The sequence below is a fragment of the Micromonospora sp. WMMD736 genome (assembly GCF_049179015.1).
Lineage (GTDB): Bacteria > Actinomycetota > Actinomycetes > Mycobacteriales > Micromonosporaceae > Micromonospora.
The window spans coordinates 6,222,902-6,236,900 of sequence record NZ_JBMHMI010000001.1; the positions used below are offsets into that span (position 1 = coordinate 6,222,902).

Genomic DNA, 13,999 nt, shown 5'->3' on the forward strand with positions numbered 1-13,999 from the left:
CGGCCCCCTAGAACGGGATGTCGTCGTCGCTGCCGCCGCCCGAGCCCACCACGGCGAAGGGGTCGGCGGACTGGGTGATCGAGCGCAGCGTCTCCGAGGGGGCGCGGCCAGCCTCGGAGACCCGCGTGGCCCACGCCGGGAACGGAAACTCCAGGCAGAGCGGCACCGGGATGTCGGGCTGGTTGACGAACATCGTGCCCGGCTTGGCGAGCAGCGCCCGCTGTCGCTGGGCCGGTGGCAGGAAGCCGTACTCCGGGCGGGACGCCTCGGCCGGGTCGAGCCGGCCGACCACCCGGATCGCCGAGTTGGTGACGATCCGGCGCTCCACCTCGCTCGCCGTCTGCTGGGCGCCGATCAGGATGACCCCGAGCGAGCGACCGCGCTCGGCGATGTCGAGCAGCACCTCCTTGATGGGGGAGGAGCCCTCCCGGGGCGCGTACTTGTTGAGCTCGTCGAGGACGACGAAGAGCAGCGGCTTGGCGGTGCCGGCCTTCTCCTTGCGCTCGAACTCGCTCTTGAGCGTCACACCCACCACGAACCGCTGCGCCCGATCCGGGAGGTTGTGCAGGTCGACGACGGTCACCTGTGCGGACTCGCTGGTGTTGATCGAGTGCGGGCGGCGCACCGCCAGGTCGCCCCGGATCAGCCGGGCCAGGTCCTTCTTACTGCCGATCAGCCGCCGGGCGAACGCGTTGACGGTGCCCAGGCCGACCGCGCTGCCCGCCCAGTCGGAGCGCGTCTCGTCGTCGTTGAGCTGATCGACGATGTGGTCCACCAGGTCGCCGTAGGAGCCCAGCCGGACCCCGTCGATGCTCACCCCACCGTCGGCGGGCTGCGCGTAACGGGCCAGGTGGGCCGCGACCGAGTGCACGACCATCGTGTACTGCTGGCGCTCGTCGTCGGCGTCCGCGAAGACGTACGGCAGCAGGCGGTCGGAACAGAACTCGCTCAACGTCCAGTAGAAGGCGTCCACGCCGGTCAACCGGCTGCTCACGTCCGGCGTGCCGGCCGCGTCACCGACCCGGGGCGGGGCGTACACCCGCACGTCGGGGAAGGCGCCCGCGCTCAGGCCCAGCTTGGCGTACGCCGCCCGGGTCGGCTCGTCGAGACGCGTGTTGGGGTGGTCGAGGAACAGCAGGTCCTCGCCCTTGACGTTGAAGATGAGCGCCTTGCCGTTGACCGCGTCGCCGCCCAGGACGCCGGAGCGGAAGACCGAGTAGAGCAGGAAGGTCGCGAAACTCGTCTTGGTGGCCACCCCGGAGATGCCGGAGATGGAGACGTGCGCGCCCCGGCTGCCGTCGAGGAAGTCGGCGTTCAGGTAGACCGGCACGCCGTCGCGGCCCATCCCCATCGGGATGCGCCGCTCCATCCGGTCGAAGTGCAGCGCCCGGGCCCGCGCGTCGCCCTCGGCCCGGTGCACCACGGCCCCCGGGGTCGGCGGCACGTACAGCTCCGGGTCGACCCGCGTGGTGGTGACCTCGGCCGCCTCCTGCACCTGGGCGGGCAGGGTGCCGTCGGCGATGGCGAATACGTCCGAGTCGAACTGGGCGCCCTCGTGCCGGGCCCGGACCTGCGTGACCACCCCGGCGATCGTCACCGGCTCGCGGTCGGGCAGCTCACGACGGGTGACCACCACGTCGTCGAGCTGGAGGTAGCTGCCGGGGGCCACGGCCGTCCAGAACTGCAACGGCGTGGCGTCGGCGGTGCCCAGCACCCGGCCGACGAGCTCGCCCGGGCCGTCGAGGTCGGCGTCGCTCATCGGACGACTCGTGTCGGTCGGGCAGCGCGATCGGGAAGCATGACGTGCATCCTGCACGAGGAGTACGACAGGTCGCCACGCGACGCGGCGGACGACACCATGGTCGGTCACACCGGCGACGCTGGGTGTGCGGCCGAGCGACGGCCCGTGACGCGCCGCTTTCGGCAGTGGTCGTGCGGAGGCCGTCAGTCGCGGGCGTGGCGGAGCAGCAGTACGCCGTCGTCGGCGGCGAGCACGTGCCGCAGCGGCAGGTGTCTCGGCGCGCTGGCGTCGCCGGCGGTGATCCGCCCCGGGCCCGGCCCGGCGAGCAGCGGCGCGACGGTCAGGCACAGCTCGTCGACCAGGTCGGCCGCGGTGAGCGCGCCGAGCAGGTGCGGGCCGCCCTCGCAGAGCAGCTGCGCCAGTCCACGGCCGTGCAGCTCGGCCAGGGCGGCGGCGAGGTCGACCCGGCCGGTACCGCAGCGCAGTACGTCGGCGACGTCGGTGAGGCCGGGTGGTGGCTCGGCGTCGGAGTGGGTGAGCACGATCGGCCGGACCGGCGCGTCGGCGAACGCGGCCTGCGCCGGGTCCAGGTCGAGGGTGCCGGAGACGACCACCAACGTCGGGTACGCCGCCAGCCCGTTCGCCCTGCGCCAGGCGCGGCGGCCCTCGTCCAGGCGGACGGCCCGGTACCCCTCGTGTCGCAGGGTGCCGGCGGCCACGACGAGGGCGTCACAGGCCATCCGCAGCAGGCCGAACACCCGCTTGTCCGGCTCGCCCGACAGGCCGGCGGAGAAGCCGTCGACGGTGACCGCGCCGTCCAGGCTGGAGACGAAGTTGACCCGCAGTCGAGGCCGGTCGGCGCGGCCGTACAGGGCGGTCAACGCCGCATCGTCGAGCGGCTCGACGGACGGGTCGGGCCAGAGCCGCCGGATCGGAATTCCGACCGTCATTCGCCGGCCGGACCGGTGACCGGAGGGGTCGGTTCGGCGGTACGGTGCTGGCAGTCGCACCAGTTCCGGCCCGGGCAGTCGTCGTGCCGCCGGGCCCGGCACGCTCGGCAGATCATGCTCGCAGCCTAAGCCGCTCAAGGACAGGACAGCATGCCGCGTCAGATCTTCCAGCTGAAGATGTCCCTCGCCGGTGTCCGCCCGCCCATCTGGCGTCGGGTGCTCGTCCCGGCCGGCTACACGCTGGACCGGCTGCACCGGGTCGCGCAGCACGCGATGGGCTGGCGGGACTGCCACCTGCACTCGTTCGAGATCGACACGGTGACCTACGGCGAACCCGACCCGGACGAGGGCCTGGCGCTGCACGACGAGCTGGACGTCCGGCTGGACGCGGTGCTCGGCAAGGGCAGCAGGTTCTCCTACCAGTACGACTTCGGCGACTGGTGGGAGCACGACCTGGTCGTCGAGGACGCGCTCACCGCTGACCGGGACGAGCGGTACCCGCTCTGCCTGGACGGTGAGCGAGCGTGCCCGCCGGAGGGCATCGGTGGCCCGCTGGGCTACCAGACGCTGCTGGCGGCGCTGGCCGATCCGGCTCATCCGGAGCGGGCTCTGCTGAGCGGCTGGGTCACCGGCGGCTTCGACCCGGCGTCCTTCGACCCCGCCGTCGCCACCACGCTGCTGCGCCGCTTCTGCTGACCGGGCCGGTCAGGCTGGGGAAAGTGCCCGGTGCGCCGCTCTGAAACAGGGCGGTAACGATCTGGGAACGCTCCCAATGGTCTATTGACACCCTGGTAGCGCCCCGGCAATCTCATGGGAGCGCTCCCGGGGGAGTGGCGGAAGTCTCCTTCACCACGCTCCCCGGACGCCCTCGGTCACCGGCCGGGTGGCGCGGGGCGCTACAGCACCCCCCACCACGCACGACACACCAAGCCTCACCACTTGAGAGGGGTCAGGATGAGCGTCACCTCACGTCGCCGTTTTGCGGCGATCGCGCTCGCGTCCGTCGCCGTGCTCGCCGCGGCGACCGCCTGCGGCGACGGCGACTCGTCGTCCGATTCGGACGGCGGCAAGGTCACTCTGGTCGTCGACGTCTTCGGCGACCAGGGCTTCGGCTACGAGGAGCTCTACAAGCAGTACCAGACGGAGCACCCGAACGTCACGATCCAGGAGCGCGGCAAGGGCCTCGGCCTGGGTGACTACAACACCCGGCTGACGCAGCAGATCACCGCCGGTGCCGGTGCCGGTGACGTCGTCGCCCTCGAAGAGGGCACGATCGTGCAGTTCTTCGCGCAGGCCGACAAGTTCGTGAACCTGGCCGACCACGGCGCCAACGACCTCAAGGCCAACTTCCTGCCCTGGAAGTGGGAGGGTGGCCTCACGCCGGACGGCAAGGTGCTCGGTCTCGGCACCGACGTCGGTGGCATGGCCGTCTGCTACCGCAGCGACCTCTTCAAGGCCGCCGGTCTGCCGACCGACCGCGAGCAGGTCGGCGCCCTCTGGCCGACGTGGGACGCGTTCATCGAGCAGGGTCAGAAGTTCGCCGCCGCCGACAAGAAGCACAAGTTCGTCGACTCGGCCACCAACTTCTACAACATCGTGCTGATGCAGACGGCGGGCGCCGGCAACGGCTACACCTACTTCGACAAGAGCAACAAGCTCGTCGTCGGTGAGAACCCGGACGTGCAGTCCGCGTTCCAGCAGACCACCAAGATGATCAGCGCGGGTCTGTCGAACAACCTGCGGAGCTTCTCCAACGAGTGGAACGCCGGCTTCAAGAACGGCAGCTTCGCCACCATCGGCTGCCCGGCCTGGATGACGGGTGTCATCAAGGGTCAGGCCGGCGACGCGGCGGCCGGCAAGTGGGACGTCGCCAAGGCGCCGGGCAACGGCGGCAACTGGGGCGGTTCCTGGCTGGCCGTGCCGAAGTCCAGCAAGCACCAGAAGGAAGCCGCTGAGCTGGCCAAGTTCCTGACCAGCGCCAAGAGCCAGACCGAGGCGTTCAAGAAGGTCGGCAACCTGCCCTCGTCGCCGCAGGCCCTTGAGGACCCGGCCGTGCTCGCCGCCACCAACGAGTACTTCAGCGGTGCCCCGATCGGCAAGATCTTCGCCGCTGGCGCCAAGGAGCTGAAGCCGGTCTACCTCGGCCCGAAGAACCAGGCGGTCCGGGACGCGGTCGAGAACGCGCTGCGCAGCATCGAGCAGGGTAAGGCCGCCGACGCCGCTTGGCAGGACGCGGTGAAGAACGGCCAGGCAGCAGGCAAGTAACGGCTGCGACGCGCTCACGGGTGGTGCCGCTCCGGCACCACCCGTGAACCCGCGTCGACACGCCCTGCTGCGGCGCCCCACGAGGCGCCGCCGAGTGTGAAGGACCGCTCATGAGCTCCCTGAAGACCCCCGCGCCACCGGGCGCCTCGGCCCGCGGCCCGCGCCCGGCGCCGCGGCACTCAACAGCGCGCCGCCGGCAGCTGAACCGGCTGGACCTGCGCTTCACCCCGTACGTCTTCGTCCTGCCGTTCTTCGTGTTGTTCGCGATCTTCGGCGTCTACCCGATCGTCTACACGTTCTGGATCGCGATGACCGACCGGTCACCGATGAACGCGACGATCAGCTTCGTCGGTCTGGACAACTTCGTCGAGCTGTTCACGAACGACCCGCAGTTCTGGAACGCGGTGGTGAACACCTTCGGGATGTTCGCGCTCTCCACCATCCCGCAGCTGCTCATCGCGCTGATGCTGGCCAACGCGCTGAACCGGCGCATCCGCGGCCAGATGTTCTTCCGCTTGGCCATCGCGATGCCGATCATCACCTCGACCGCCGTCGTGGCGCTCATCTTCTCGATGATCTACGCCCGGGACTTCGGCCTGATGAACTGGCTGCTCGACCTGGTCGGCGTCGGCCCCATCGACTGGCGGGCCAACCGCTTCGCCTCCTGGTTCGCCATCGCCACGATGGTCGACTGGCGGTGGGTGGGCTACAACGCCCTCATCTACCTCGCCGCGATGCAGTCGATCAGCAAGGACGTGTACGAGGCGGCCGCCCTCGACGGCGCCTCGCAACGCCGCCAGTTCTGGTCGATCACCATTCCGCAGCTGCGCCCCACCATCATCTTCACGCTGATCATCTCGACCATCGGCGGTCTGCAGCTCTTCACCGAGCCGCTGATGTTCACCAGCGGCTCGGGCGCGCTCTCCGGCGGCACGGAGGGGCAGTTCCAGACGATCACGATGTACCTGCTGGACGTCATGAACCAGCGGTTCCGGTGGGGGTACGCGGGCGCCGTCGCCCTGGTGCTGTTCCTGCTGATCGCGTCCGTCTCGTTCATCAACTACCTGCTGGCCCGCCGCATCAGCTCCGACAAGTGAGGGTGGCCCACCCATGACCAGTACCACTCTGCGACCGCCGTCGGTCCGGCCTCCGGCCGGACGCAACGGCATCCGCCACAGCGCGGAGAAGCTCTGGACGGCCAGCCCGCTCACCTGGTTCGGGCTCGTCCTCGGCGTGATCCTGTCGCTCTTCCCGTTCTACTGGATGATCGTCATCGCCTCGCGGACCAGCGACGCCGCGAACTCCTGGCCGCCGCCGTTCCTGCCGGGCGGCAAGCTGGGCGAGAACATCCAGCGGGTGCTCGACAACGGCGACGCGAACATCGTCAAGGGCCTGATGAACTCGTTCCTGGTGTCGGGCACGATCACGGTGGCGACCGTGTTCTTCGGCTCGCTCGCCGGATTCGCGTTCGCGAAACTGCGCTTCCGTGGCAAGAACGCGCTGCTGCTCATCATCCTGGCCTCGATGATGATCCCCATTCAGCTCGGCGTGCTTCCGCTGTACATCCTCATGGCGAAGCTGGAATGGCTGAACACGATGCCGTCGGTGACGGTGCCGTTCCTGATCGGCGGCTTCGGCATCTTCATGATGCGCCAGTACGCCGAGCAGGCGGTGCCCAACGAGCTGATCGAGGCGGCCCGCGTCGACGGCTGCTCCACCTGGCGTGTCTACTGGCACGTGGTCGTGCCGGCGCTGCGACCCGCCGCGGCCGTGCTCGGGCTGCTCACCTTCATGGAGCAGTGGAACCAGTTCTTCTGGCCCTTCGTGGTGCTCGCCGACCCGGCGAACCCGACCGTGCAGATCTCGCTGCGCAGTCTGAACACCGCGTACTTCGCGGACAATTCTCAGATTTTCGCGGGTACGCTCATCGCGACCCTTCCGCTGTTCATCGTCTTCGTTCTGTTCGGCCGCCAGATCATTGGCGGGATCATGGAAGGTGCCGTCAAGTCGTGAGCAACCCCGCCAGCCCATCCGCCGTCGACCTCCTCGACGAGCGTTCCGGGCTGACCTTTCCGCCCGGCTTCCTGTGGGGAGCCGCGACCGCGGCCTACCAGATCGAGGGGGCGGCGGCCGAGGACGGCCGCACCCCGTCGATCTGGGACACCTTCAGCCACACCGAGGGCCGGGTGGTCAACGGGCACACCGGCGACGTCGCCTGCGACCACTACCACCGGCTCGGTGACGACGTCGCGTTGATGGCCGAGCTGGGTCTCAAGTCGTACCGTTTTTCGGTTTCCTGGCCCCGGGTGCAGCCCGGCGGCACGGGCGCGGCCAACCCGAAGGGCCTGGACTTCTACCGGCGGCTCGTGGACGAGCTGCTGGCCCACGACATCGAGCCGTGGCTCACCCTCTACCACTGGGACCTCCCGCAGGAGTTGGAGGACGCCGGCGGCTGGCCGTCGCGGGACACCGCCGCCCGATTCGCCGACTACACCACGCTCGTCGCCGACGCGCTCGGCGACCGGGTGCGCTACTGGACCACGCTGAACGAGCCGTGGTGCTCGGCGTTCCTCGGGTACGGCTCCGGCGTGCACGCCCCGGGCCGCTCCAACGGCGCGGACGCGGTGCGCGCCGGTCACCACCTGATGCTCGGGCACGGCCTGGCCGTGCAGGCCCTGCGGGCCGCCCGGCCCACGGCCGAGGTGGGCGTGACCGTCAACCTGTACCCGGTCGACGCGGCCACCGACGCGCCCGCCGACGTCGACGCGGCCCGCCGGATCGACGGGCTGGCCAACCGCTTCTTCCTCGACCCGCTGCTGCGCGGGTCGTACCCGGAGGATCTGGTGGCCGACCTGCGCGAGGTCACCGACTTCGACCATGTGCACGACGGTGACCTGGCGACCATCTCCACGCCGCTGGACCTGGTCGGAATCAACTACTACAGCCGGCACGTGGTCGCCGCGCCGATCGAGGGCGCCGAGCCCGAGCCGTACTGGCGGGCACCCTCCTGCTGGCCGGGCAGCGAGGACGTCCGGTTCGTCACCCGGGGTGTCCCGGTCACCGACATGAACTGGGAGATCGACGCCCCGGGCCTGGTGGAGACGCTGCGGCGGGTGCACGACGAGTACACCGACCTGCCGCTGTACGTCACCGAGAACGGCTCCGCGTTCGTCGACACCGTCGTCGACGGGCAGGTCGACGACGTCGACCGGCTGGCCTACTTCGATGCCCACCTGCGGGCCTGCCACGAAGCGATCAACGCCGGCGTGCCTTTGCGGGGATACTTCGCCTGGTCATTGATGGATAATTTCGAGTGGGCCTGGGGTTACACCAAGCGCTTCGGCATGATCCACGTCGACTATGACAGCCAGCTTCGCATCCCCAAGTCCAGCGCCAGGTGGTACGCCTCGGTGATCCGACGCAACGGTCTGGCCGCACAATAGGCTCGGGCCAGCCATCAGGGCGGCCCCGGCGTCCACCCTTGCGTGGCGCCGGGTCCGCCCGCCGTCGGAGGAGCAGACGATGACAACGCAGCGCACCCGCTCGCTCGGGCGCCCGACCCTCGACGCGGTCGCGGCGCGCGCCGGCGTGGGTCGGGGCACGGTCTCGCGCGTGGTCAACGGCTCGCCCCAGGTCAGCCCGGAGGCCCGGGCCGCGGTCCAACAGGCGATCGCCGAATTGGGGTACGTGCCGAACCGTGCCGCCCGCGCGCTGGTCACCCAGCGGACCGACTCCGTCGCCCTGGTGGTGTCCGAATCCGGGGAGCGGGTCTTCACCGAGCCGTTCTTCGCGGCGATCGTGCGGGGGATCAGCTCCGGCCTGCTGGAGACGCCCATGCAGCTCTGGCTGGCGATGGCCCAGTCGCCGGTCGAGCGGGAGCGCGTCGAGCACCACCTCACCAACCAGCACGTCGACGGCGTACTGCTGCTGTCGTTGCACGACTCCGATCCGCTGCCCACCCTGCTGGAGGAGCGTGGCCTCCCCGCGGTGCTCGGTGGCCGACCGGCCCGGATGCTGCAACCCGGGGCCCAGCCGGCGTGGTTCGTCGACGTCGACAACGTTGGCGGCGCACGGCAGGCGGTGGAGTACCTGACCGGCCAGGGGCGGCGGCGCGTCGCCACCATCGCCGGCCCGCAGGACATGGGCGCTGGCCTGGCCCGACTGGCCGGCTACACCGAGGCCGTCAAGGCCACCGGCGTCGGCGTCAACCCGGACCTGATCGCGTACGGCGACTTCAGCGAGAACAGCGGGGCGACCGCTATGCGCCGACTGCTGAACGCCTGCCCGGACCTGGACGCCGTCTTCGTCGCCTCCGACCTGATGGCGTTCGGCGCGTTGCGGACCCTGCGCGACGCCGGCCGGCGTGTCCCGGAGGACGTCGCCGTGATCGGCTTCGACGACGCGCCGGTCGCCCGCCAGGCGGACCCACCGTTGACGAGCGTGTTCCAGCCGGTGGAGGAGATGGGCCGGCAGATGGCCCGACTGCTGGTCGCCCGCATCCGCGGCGACGACCTCCCCGCCCCGCACATCCTCCTGGACACCCAACTCGTCCACCGAGCCAGCGCCTGACCCCACCCCCTCTCCCCGCCGATCTTGCACTTGCTGCGGGGACATACGGGACGTTCCCCGCAAGCCGTCGACAGAAAGTGCAAGATCGGCGCGCTGTCCGGGTGGGGGCGTGGGGTTAGGGTTGCCAGCGGCGGAGTTCGCGTTTGGCCAGGGAGTTGCGGTGGACCTCGTCGGGACCGTCGGCGAGGCGCAGGGTGCGGGTCTGTGCCCAGAGGGCGGCCAGGGGGGTGTCCTGGCTGACGCCCGCGCCGCCGTACGCCTGGATGGCCTTGTCGATCACCCACTCCGCCATCGTCGGCGTGGCGATCTTGATGGCCTGGATCTCGGTGTGCGCGCCCTTGTTGCCGACGGTGTCCATCAGCCAGGCCGTCTTGAGCACCAGGAGGCGGGCCTGTTCGATGCGGACCCGCGATTCGGCGATCCACTCCCGCACGACACCCTGCTCGGCGAGGGGGCGGCCGAACGCGACCCGTCCCAGCGTCCGCTTGCAGAGCAGCTCCAACGCCCGCTCGGCCATGCCGATCAAACGCATGCAGTGGTGGATGCGGCCCGGGCCGAGCCGTGCCTGGGCGATGGCGAAGCCGGTGCCCTCCGCGCCGATCAGGTTGTCGGCCGGCACCCGTACGTCGGTGAAGTCGATCTCGGCATGCCCGCCGTGCGTGCCGTCGGTGTAGCCGAAGACGTGCATGCCCCGGCGGACGGTCACGCCCGGCGTGTCCCGGGGGACGAGCACCATGCTCTGCTGGCGGTGCCGGTCGGCGTCCGGGTCGGTCTTGCCCATCACGATGAAGATCTCGCAGCGCGGGTCCATCGCGCCGGACGACCACCACTTGCGGCCGTTGATGACGTACTCGTCGCCGTCGCGGGTGATCCGGGTGGCGATGTTCGTCGCGTCGGAGGAGGCCACCTCCGGCTCGGTCATGCAGAAGGCCGAGCGGATCTCGCCCTCCAGCAGCGGCATGAGCCAGCGCTCGCGCTGGGCGTCCGAGCCGAATTCGGCCAGCAGCTCCATGTTGCCCGTGTCCGGAGCCGCGCAGTTGACGGCCTCGGGCGCCAGGTGCGGGCTGCGCCCGGTCAGCTCGGCGAGCGGCGCGTACTGGAGGTTGGTCAGGCCGGCGCCGTAGCGCGGGTCGGGCAGGAAGAGGTTCCACAGGCCGCGCTTGCGGGCCTCCGCCTTCAGCTCGGTCAACACTGGGGTACGCGACCAGGGGTCGCCGGTGGCCGCCTGCTCGGCGTGCACCGGCTCGGCCGGATAGACGTGCTCGGTCAGGAACCGGGTCAGCTCGTCGCGCAGCTCCTCGGTCCGGGCGTCGTACGCGAAGTCCATCACCGCTCCCTGGCGGCGGTCAGCCCGTGCGCGACCAGCGGTGCCACCATCTCGCCGATCCGGTCGAAGCCCTCGCCGAGCGTCTGCCCGAGCGTGTGGCGGTAGTGGATGCCCTCGCAGATGACGGCGAGCTTGAAGCAGCCCAGCGCCACGTGCCAATGCAGCGGCCCGACGTCGACGTCGCTGCGCCCGGCGTACCGCTCGATCAGCTCGGCGCCGGTGGGAAAGCCGGCGCGCGGACCGAGGCCGTCGGCGACGGGGTTGCCGGCGGCCGTGTCGCTGTCGCCCAGCACGTCCCAGTAGGTCAGTAGCAGCCCCAGGTCGGCGAGGGGATCGCCGAGGGTGGCCATCTCCCAGTCCAGGACGGCGTGTACGGCCACCGGGTCGGCCGAGGCGAGGAGGTTGTCCAGCCGGTAGTCGCCGTGCACGATGCGGCCGGCGTTCGCGCCCTCGGGTGCGGTCGCGGCGAGCCGGTCGCGCAGCTCGTCGATGCCGGGCAGGTCACGGCCGCGTGAGCGGTCCAGCTGCCCCGCCCAGCGGCGGACCTGCCGGGCCAGGTAGCCCTCGGGGCGGCCGAAGTCGGCGAGCCCGACGGCGGCCGGCTCGACGGTGTGCAGCGCGGCGAGGGTGTCCATCATCGCCATGGCGAGGGCCCGGCGACGCTCGTCGCCCAGCGGGTCGGTCTGGGCGCGGGCGCGGAACACCTCGCCGGGCATGCGTTCCATCAGGTAGAACGGTGCGCCGAGAACCTCGGTGTCGGTGCAGAGCAGCAGCGCGCCGGGCACCGGCACCTCGGTGGGCGCGAGCGCGGAGATGACCCGGAACTCTCTGGCCATGTCGTGCGCGGTGGCCAGCACGTGCCCCAGCGGCGGGCGACGCAGCACGACCTCGCGCTCGCCGAGGCGCAGCAGGTAGGTGAGGTTGGACTTGCCGCCCGCGATCAACTGGGCCCGCATCGGCCCCACGGCCAGCTCGGGTCGGTGCGTCGCCAGGTGGTCGGCGAGCCGATCGAGGTCGATGCCGGCGGGGGTGGCGGGGACGGCGCCCGGCCGGAGCGCGCTGGCGGCCGGATCGGTCATCCGACTAGTTGATGGCAGCCCGCTCACGTTGTCAAGGTCAGATTTTCCCCTCGGGACATGCCTCTGCAACAGGGACGAAATGGTCAACCACCAGGCTGTTGTCAGCCTGCCGGCCGTCGCCGGCCCGCCGAGCGGAGGGACAGACATGTTGCTGCGAGTTCGGGTCACCCTGCCGGACCGTCCGGGCACCCTCGGTCAGGTCGCCCGCACGCTGGGTGTCTCCGGCGCGGACATCGTGCAGGTCGTGGTCCTCGAGCGCCTCGGCGGGCGCGCGGTGGACGACTTCACGGTGGTGTGGCCCGGCGCGGCGCGGGTCGAGCGTCTGCTGGCCGGTCTCGCGGCGATCCCGGGCGTGCGGGTGGACGGTGTGTGGCGGGCGATCGGCGCGCCCACCACCACCGGCCAGGACGCGGAGCTGCTGGCCCAGGTCGCGGCGAACCCGGCTGACGGGCTGGCGACCCTGGTGGATGCCGTACCGGGGCTGCTGGCGGCCGACTGGGCGGTGGCGGCCGTGGTCCCGGCGGACTGGGCGTCGCGTACGGGGGGTGGCGGGGCCACCATCGGTCACGCGAGCTGGCGCGCTCCCGTACCGCCGCGGTTGCCGGAGGTGACCCCGCTGCGCGGGCGGTCGATGACCGCGCCCGACGGCACCCACTACGCGATCGCCCCGTTCGGGCGGGCCGGTCTGGTGCTGGTGGTGGCCCGCGAGCACAACGAGACCCTCTGCGCCGCGGGTTTCCACAGCACGGAGGTCGACCGGCTCACCCAACTCGTCCGGGCCAGCGCGGTCATCCTGGGCGACCGACTGGACCTGGTCGGTGCGCCCCCGGTGGTCACCGGTCCCTGACCGACGCGAGGAGTTCCCGGGTCGACACCGGCGAGCAACCGGGCGGCAACAGCCGCGGTCGAGGCTCGGAGGTGGGGAAGGGAGCCAATCATGACGTTGTGGCGGATCCGAGCGACCGTGGACGACCGACCCGGCTATCTGTCGGTCCTCACGGCGAGCCTCGCGCTGCGCGGGGTCAACATCCTCGCCGTGCAGGTGCAGCCCACCGAGCAGGGCGCGGTGGACGACTTCCTGGTCGACGCGCCGGACGCGCTCGACGAGGCCGGGCTGATCGCCGCCGTCGAACGGGGGCGCGGGCGGGACTGCTGGGTGGCGCGCAGCGAGGCACGCGGCCTGGTCGACCAACCGACCCGGGTGCTCGGCCTGGCAAACCGGTTGGTGCGCGACCCGGACGCGACGGGTGAGGCGCTGCGTACGCTGCTCGGCGCCGACTCGGTGAGCTGGCGTCCGGCGGCGACCGCTGCGGACCAGGGCAGCACCGGCACGAGCATGGTGTTGGCCGACCCGGCGGGCGGTGCGTTCGCCCTGCACCGGGCCGCGCCCGCCTTCACCCCGGCGGAGTACGCCCGGGCGCAGGCCCTGGTCGAGCTGGCCGGCACCGTGACCCGTCGGGCCGCCGAGCAGGTCAGCCTGGTGCTGCCGGACGGTGTCGAGGTGGCGGTACGTCCGGCGTGCGCGGACGACCTGGCGGGTGTGGTGGAGCTGCACGAGGCGTGCTCGCCGCGCAGCCGGGAGCGGCGCTACCTGAGCGGCGCCGCGCTGCCACGGCCGGCCCGACTGCGCCGACTGTTGGAGCCGAGTCGAGGGCTGACCCTGGTCGCGACGACCACCGACACCGACGGCGCGGTGGTCGCCATGGCGAACCTGCTGGGCGAGGGCGACGAGGCCGAGGTGGCGCTACTGGTACGCGACGACTGGCAGCGCCGTGGCCTGGGCTCGGCCCTGCTGCGCCGGATGGTGTCGCACGCCGACCGGGCCGGGTACGCGGCGTTGGTGCTGCACGTCCAGGCGGACAACGCGCCGATGCTGCGGACGCTGCGTCGACTGGACCGGCCCAACTCGGTGCAGCGGGACGGCGGTCTGCTCACCCTGACCATGCCGCTCGGGGTTCCGGTGCGGGCTGCGGGCCGGAGCGCTGTGGCGTCGGGTGGTCAGCAGCGGATCTGACGGCGAGCGGCGTGGGCTTCCCAATCGGCGTGGTGCACATTACATTGTCGGATA

General features: G+C 71.2%; 12 protein-coding genes. 8 read left to right on the forward strand and 4 right to left on the reverse strand.

Annotated elements, in window-relative coordinates:
• Positions 1–7: 7 nt before the first annotated feature.
• A complete protein-coding gene (locus tag ACN269_RS28295; RefSeq protein WP_421475287.1) occupies positions 8–1,759 on the reverse strand; it encodes an ATP-binding protein in 1,752 nt (583 codons plus the stop codon).
• 185 nt (positions 1,760–1,944) lie between these two features.
• On the reverse strand, positions 1,945–2,691 hold the full coding sequence (locus tag ACN269_RS28300; RefSeq protein WP_421475288.1) for a pyrimidine reductase family protein: 747 nt from the start codon (positions 2,689–2,691) through the stop codon (positions 1,945–1,947).
• Positions 2,692–2,841: 150 nt separating this feature from the next.
• Here ACN269_RS28300 and ACN269_RS28305 point away from each other — a divergent pair, with 150 nt between their 5' ends.
• The 6 genes from ACN269_RS28305 to ACN269_RS28330 all read left to right on the forward strand — a co-directional run bounded on the left by ACN269_RS28305 (position 2,842) and on the right by ACN269_RS28330 (position 9,525).
• The gene (locus ACN269_RS28305; RefSeq protein WP_421475289.1) at positions 2,842–3,387 is read left to right on the forward strand and encodes a plasmid pRiA4b ORF-3 family protein; all 546 of its coding nucleotides are present in this window, start codon (positions 2,842–2,844) and stop codon (positions 3,385–3,387) included.
• Positions 3,388–3,645: 258 nt separating this feature from the next.
• The gene (locus ACN269_RS28310; protein ID WP_421475290.1) at positions 3,646–4,956 is read left to right on the forward strand and encodes an ABC transporter substrate-binding protein; all 1,311 of its coding nucleotides are present in this window, start codon (positions 3,646–3,648) and stop codon (positions 4,954–4,956) included.
• 110 nt (positions 4,957–5,066) lie between these two features.
• The gene (locus tag ACN269_RS28315; protein WP_421475291.1) at positions 5,067–6,053 is read left to right on the forward strand and encodes a carbohydrate ABC transporter permease; all 987 of its coding nucleotides are present in this window, start codon (positions 5,067–5,069) and stop codon (positions 6,051–6,053) included.
• Positions 6,054–6,123: 70 nt separating this feature from the next.
• Entirely contained in the window at positions 6,124–6,969 is an 846-nt protein-coding gene (locus ACN269_RS28320) for a carbohydrate ABC transporter permease (RefSeq protein ID WP_355051884.1), read from the forward strand.
• Entirely contained in the window at positions 6,966–8,399 is a 1,434-nt protein-coding gene (locus ACN269_RS28325; RefSeq protein ID WP_421475292.1) for a GH1 family beta-glucosidase, read from the forward strand. Before ACN269_RS28320 ends, ACN269_RS28325 begins: the two co-directional genes overlap by 4 nt.
• 79 nt (positions 8,400–8,478) lie before the next feature.
• Entirely contained in the window at positions 8,479–9,525 is a 1,047-nt protein-coding gene (locus ACN269_RS28330; protein WP_421475293.1) for a LacI family DNA-binding transcriptional regulator, read from the forward strand.
• A 115-nt stretch (positions 9,526–9,640) separates the two neighbouring features.
• Here the strand turns inward: ACN269_RS28330 and ACN269_RS28335 are convergent, their stop codons facing one another.
• A complete protein-coding gene (locus tag ACN269_RS28335) occupies positions 9,641–10,852 on the reverse strand; it encodes an acyl-CoA dehydrogenase family protein (protein WP_421475294.1) in 1,212 nt (403 codons plus the stop codon).
• Complete coding sequence (locus tag ACN269_RS28340; RefSeq protein ID WP_421475295.1) at positions 10,852–11,931, reverse strand: phosphotransferase family protein; 1,080 nt, start codon at positions 11,929–11,931, stop codon at positions 10,852–10,854. Before ACN269_RS28340 ends, ACN269_RS28335 begins: the two co-directional genes overlap by 1 nt.
• A gap of 145 nt (positions 11,932–12,076) precedes the next feature.
• On the opposite strand from ACN269_RS28340, the gene ACN269_RS28345 reads away from it, so the two are divergent.
• Both ACN269_RS28345 and ACN269_RS28350 read left to right on the forward strand, forming a co-directional pair.
• The gene (locus ACN269_RS28345) at positions 12,077–12,778 is read left to right on the forward strand and encodes an amino acid-binding protein (protein WP_421475296.1); all 702 of its coding nucleotides are present in this window, start codon (positions 12,077–12,079) and stop codon (positions 12,776–12,778) included.
• A gap of 90 nt (positions 12,779–12,868) precedes the next feature.
• Positions 12,869–13,945 carry a GNAT family N-acetyltransferase gene (locus tag ACN269_RS28350; RefSeq protein ID WP_421475297.1) on the forward strand — a complete coding sequence of 359 codons (1,077 nt, stop codon included), beginning with the start codon at positions 12,869–12,871 and terminating at the stop codon, positions 13,943–13,945.
• Positions 13,946–13,999: the final 54 nt, after the last annotated feature.

Coding starts and splice junctions, on each gene's coding strand:
- ACN269_RS28310 (WP_421475290.1), top strand. CDS start 3,646: ATGAGCGTCACCTCACGTCGCCGTTTTGCGGCGATCGCGCTCGCGTCC.
- ACN269_RS28330 (WP_421475293.1), top strand. CDS start 8,479: ATGACAACGCAGCGCACCCGCTCGCTCGGGCGCCCGACCCTCGACGCG.
- ACN269_RS28295 (WP_421475287.1), bottom strand. CDS start 1,759: ATGAGCGACGCCGACCTCGACGGCCCGGGCGAGCTCGTCGGCCGGGTG.
- ACN269_RS28345 (WP_421475296.1), top strand. CDS start 12,077: ATGTTGCTGCGAGTTCGGGTCACCCTGCCGGACCGTCCGGGCACCCTC.
- ACN269_RS28340 (WP_421475295.1), bottom strand. CDS start 11,931: ATGACCGATCCGGCCGCCAGCGCGCTCCGGCCGGGCGCCGTCCCCGCC.
- ACN269_RS28300 (WP_421475288.1), bottom strand. CDS start 2,691: ATGACGGTCGGAATTCCGATCCGGCGGCTCTGGCCCGACCCGTCCGTC.
- ACN269_RS28335 (WP_421475294.1), bottom strand. CDS start 10,852: ATGGACTTCGCGTACGACGCCCGGACCGAGGAGCTGCGCGACGAGCTG.
- ACN269_RS28315 (WP_421475291.1), top strand. CDS start 5,067: ATGAGCTCCCTGAAGACCCCCGCGCCACCGGGCGCCTCGGCCCGCGGC.
- ACN269_RS28305 (WP_421475289.1), top strand. CDS start 2,842: ATGCCGCGTCAGATCTTCCAGCTGAAGATGTCCCTCGCCGGTGTCCGC.
- ACN269_RS28350 (WP_421475297.1), top strand. CDS start 12,869: ATGACGTTGTGGCGGATCCGAGCGACCGTGGACGACCGACCCGGCTAT.